The following is a 3,968-nucleotide window of genomic DNA, read 5'->3' as shown; positions in this document are numbered from 1 at the left end:
TGTATGGTGCGATTGAAGGTATAGGTAAGGTGAGTGATTTTGCTGTAGATGAAAAATTTCAATTCCTGTATGGTGCGATTGAAGGTGCTCTTCGATTGCCAGCAGCCAGGCCTCCAGATGTATTTCAATTCCTGTATGGTGCGATTGAAGGTTAGCCCTGCTCAGGGAAGGGAGGTTATAGGAGCGATATTTCAATTCCTGTATGGTGCGATTGAAGGGATAGGTTGCTTCGTCGGACATGTCCTCGGCGTCGAATTTCAATTCCTGTATGGTGCGATTGAAGGGCGTAAAAAAGACAGCCCTGTTGCTGGACTGCTCTGATTTCAATTCCTGTATGGTGCGATTGAAGGAGACATTCTCCGATTACATTAATGATCAGAGGATTAATTTCAATTCCTGTATGGTGCGATTGAAGGAAAAGCGTGATGAAATCCATTTGAACATCTACCTTGAATTTCAATTCCTGTATGGTGCGATTGAAGGAATTTTGGAATGAGCTCTATCCTTCCTCCAAACTGATTTCAATTCCTGTATGGTGCGATTGAAGGACTCAAGCCTGGTCTCTTCTTTGACCGCAAAATTTAATTTCAATTCCTGTATGGTGCGATTGAAGGGGGGGTGAAAAGTGTGTGGGTAAACAGATAAGACAATTTCAATTCCTGTATGGTGCGATTGAAGGCACAGTTGGAGGCAGCTAAGAGAGCCCCTGAGCACTATTTCAATTCCTGTATGGTGCGATTGAAGGTTATCAAGGATTTTTTGTAGGGGGTACCCGTTGTTTTATTTCAATTCCTGTATGGTGCGATTGAAGGATTGTTGTAAGGCTTCCAGAAATGTTCCCGGATCTATTTCAATTCCTGTATGGTGCGATTGAAGGCGATCATGGCCGCCTTGATGACCAAGAGCAGGGCTTATTTCAATTCCTGTATGGTGCGATTGAAGGCAGACCGGACCACCATTCCGTTTAAGATTTCCTGGCCGGATTTCAATTCCTGTATGGTGCGATTGAAGGCCGTCGGAACGGCATACTAAAATAGCCTTTTTTGAATCAAAATGACTGTTTTAACTTTATAATATTATCCTATAATTGCGTCGATCTCCAATAGCTGATTTTTCCGTTACTATCGACAACTTTTTAATTTGTTTAAAATCAATTCGTTAGGATCTGTTTCTTCTTAGGGACTAAAGCTAAACTATTTATACAACTCCATTCGACAACTAAAGAAAAGTGTCCAGATCATTTTTCTCCTGGCCAATGACTTCCTTGTCCAGCCATTTTTCTTCCCGACTTTTAAATATAATTAAGCTGTCTTCTTCGATCTTCATGATCTTCTTTGCATGGATAATAAGCTCTTTGTATTTCACCTCTGTGATCTCTCCTTCAAATACCGAATTCTGTATCCAATTCAAGTACTTTCTACAAAGCTTCAGCATCTTGCTGACTCGCCTTTCTCCAATGTCGTAAACTAGAATGATGTACATGGTTGATTAATTGAATTACTGAATTATTGAATTACTGAATCATTGAATAATCCAAAACCTTCAATCCTTCAATTATTCATTTATTTAATTTGGCATTTTTTCTTGCAGTTGAGAATATACTCAATAATTCTTCAGATTCTTTGAATAACTTTTGAAATGTTTCTACATCAATTAATTGAGCTTCAAATAGCATTTCAAGCCAAAAGCATGTTTCATCAGCCTCTTCGACAACAATTGAAATTTTACTAATAAATTCCGCTCCCGATCTTGTCCTACATGCTGCACGGTAATTTCCTGCCTGCGAAGTTGCACTTTTATTGATTTGATATGAAATCACAGATGATGATCTTTTGCTTGGTAAATTATCACACACTTTTATTACCTCCAGGGCTAAAACCTTTGATCGATCTTGTATCTGCTTGATAAATTCAAACCGATCATTCTCACCATAGGTTCTGCTCTTTTCCATGACTTTAAAAACATAATATTAATTTTGAGTCCTATTTTTGAATTATTCAATCCTTCAACTATTCAATTATTCAACCCTTCAATCCCTACCACCAAATCTTAAACGGCTGATAGGATTCCATTCCCAACAAGTGCTTGCTGAGTTTGTAGCATTCTAACTTTACCAGACTTTTGTAACTCACTTGCTTGTTCAATGTCCGGTGCTTAATGGTCTCGTTGAGTCGCTCCTCAAAGGCTCGAATAAAAACTTTTTTGCCTGACTCTTTTAAAATCACCTTGTTGACATGAAAATCAAAATCCTTGGATTGAATTTCTCTTTTGTTCAAAACCCTAAAAATAATCCTATCTACTAAAATGGGTTTGAAGATTTCCGCTAAGTCAAGCGCCAAGGAATACCTCCTATAGCCAGGTTCATGCAAGAAACTGATTGTAGGATTTAATTGGGTATGATATATTTGATCCAAGCATAATGTATAGCACATCATATTCCCAAATGAAATGAGGGCATTGAGCTCATTCAAAGGAGGTTGCTTGCTTCGCCCCTCCATAGCATGGTCTTTGACTATAATATCAAAGGCTTGATAATATACCTGCCGAATGTTTCCTTCTATCCCCATCAGTCCAGGGATGGTAGTGATATTTTCAATTTCTCGGGCATAAAGGTCAATTTTTGCTATCTGAATCTCCAAATCTTTGCCTCTATTATGGTAATACTTTAGGTTCTTGGACATATTAAATGCTGCTCCAGTGATCAATTTCTGGGCGATGGCCATACGCTTACCTGTATGGAGGTAGTGCTGGGTTTGGTTGATTTGCATTTTACCAGCAAGCAAGTATTCTTTGGATTGAAAACTTCCTGTATAGTGCTCATAGTAATCGAAAAAGTGAACGCTAATTCCATTTTTTCCTAAAAAATTGTATAGCGCACTGTTGGCATCCAAAGAACCAAAACAATAGAAATCCGAGACACCTTCAACTGGGATATACTTGGGTGTACCCTCTTTTCCAGACTCATCTACCGGGGTAAACTTAAGCGTATTGTCTTTTCGGCTCATTCGGCCCGGATTGAAAAGGTAGTAGGTCTTTTTCATAAATGATGAATAATGGAGGATGAATGATCGTTGATAAATGCAGCTCTATAAATGATTATTTTAAGGTTTTAGTTTTTTTCTATAGGTAGCCAAAGCTTTTACAATTTCCTCCGTCTCTGACATCAACTCATTTAAAGTTGCTACAGCTATTAAATTTAAATCCTTGATAATTTCAAGCCAATACAGTGTTTCATCTGCCTCTTCCACTACTATAGAAAGTTTGGCAAATCTTTCATTTTCTGATCTTGCACGACACATTGCTTTATAATTGGAGGCAACTGATGTTGATGATCTAATAATTTGTCTACGGATAATTGAAACAGCATCTGAGTACGGAATAGGTGAGAGGCATTTTATAATTTTAATAGCCAAAGTTTTAGTCCTGTCCTGAAAAATCTGATTATAGTTTATCATACAAATGGTTTTAGGAAAATATTCTCTTATTTTTATCACATAGCACTTATCTCTTACTAATCATAATCACCCATCTATCATCATTCTTCATTTATGTCATTTTCCCCCGCATAGCAAAAATCAAAATAGCTGCATTTCTTACAAATTGTTTTCTTCAATAATGGAGGACATTCATCTTGATAAAAGATAGCCGAGCATTCATTTTTCCACTTTTCCACTTCTGCAATGTCGCTTTCTTCCCATTCTACGATTTGCCTTTGTTTCATTTTTGGGTATTCAAGGATGGCTGAGGGGTTGTCTATTCCATTCTTGATCAATATATAGAGGTAATATTTTACTTGGGCTAAATGAGCATGTTCTACTTTATCGGATTTTTTTACTTCATGAATCACTTTATTTTTGGCATCATAGTAATCGATCTTGATACCATCCAGCTCGAGTTCTGTGTATTTTCTCGCTCTTGGATATTTCGGTCTGACCATGCCAGTCATTTCGGTCAAACCGTGCCACTTT

At 37.6% G+C, this 3,968-nt stretch carries 5 protein-coding genes and 1 CRISPR repeat array; all 5 genes read right to left on the bottom strand.

The window, feature by feature from the left end:
* Positions 1–55: 55 nt before the first annotated feature.
* Positions 56–1,012: direct repeats of the CRISPR family, unit length 30 nt; unit sequence ATTTCAATTCCTGTATGGTGCGATTGAAGG.
* A 206-nt stretch (positions 1,013–1,218) separates the two neighbouring features.
* Positions 1,219–1,482 carry a CRISPR-associated endonuclease Cas2 gene (gene cas2 / locus A33Q_RS00420; RefSeq protein WP_009036479.1) on the bottom strand — a complete coding sequence of 88 codons (264 nt, stop codon included), beginning with the start codon at positions 1,480–1,482 and terminating at the stop codon, positions 1,219–1,221.
* Between the two features lie 76 nt (positions 1,483–1,558).
* Positions 1,559–1,951 (bottom strand): four helix bundle protein, encoded by a 393-nt coding sequence (locus A33Q_RS00415; RefSeq protein WP_009036480.1) that lies wholly within the window; start codon positions 1,949–1,951, stop codon positions 1,559–1,561.
* Between the two features lie 85 nt (positions 1,952–2,036).
* Entirely contained in the window at positions 2,037–3,041 is a 1,005-nt protein-coding gene (gene cas1b, locus A33Q_RS00410; protein WP_009036481.1) for a type I-B CRISPR-associated endonuclease Cas1b, read from the bottom strand.
* Between the two features lie 60 nt (positions 3,042–3,101).
* Positions 3,102–3,455, bottom strand: a complete 354-nt coding sequence (locus tag A33Q_RS00405; RefSeq protein WP_040489565.1) for a four helix bundle protein — start codon at positions 3,453–3,455, stop codon at positions 3,102–3,104.
* Between the two features lie 80 nt (positions 3,456–3,535).
* The coding region (locus A33Q_RS00400) for a Dna2/Cas4 domain-containing protein (RefSeq protein ID WP_051394791.1) at positions 3,536–3,968 on the bottom strand (433 nt) is incomplete at its 5' end.

It is taken from the genome of Indibacter alkaliphilus LW1 (assembly GCF_000295935.2).
Taxonomy (GTDB): domain Bacteria; phylum Bacteroidota; class Bacteroidia; order Cytophagales; family Cyclobacteriaceae; genus Indibacter; species Indibacter alkaliphilus.
This window is presented reverse-complemented; position numbering and strand designations above follow the sequence as displayed.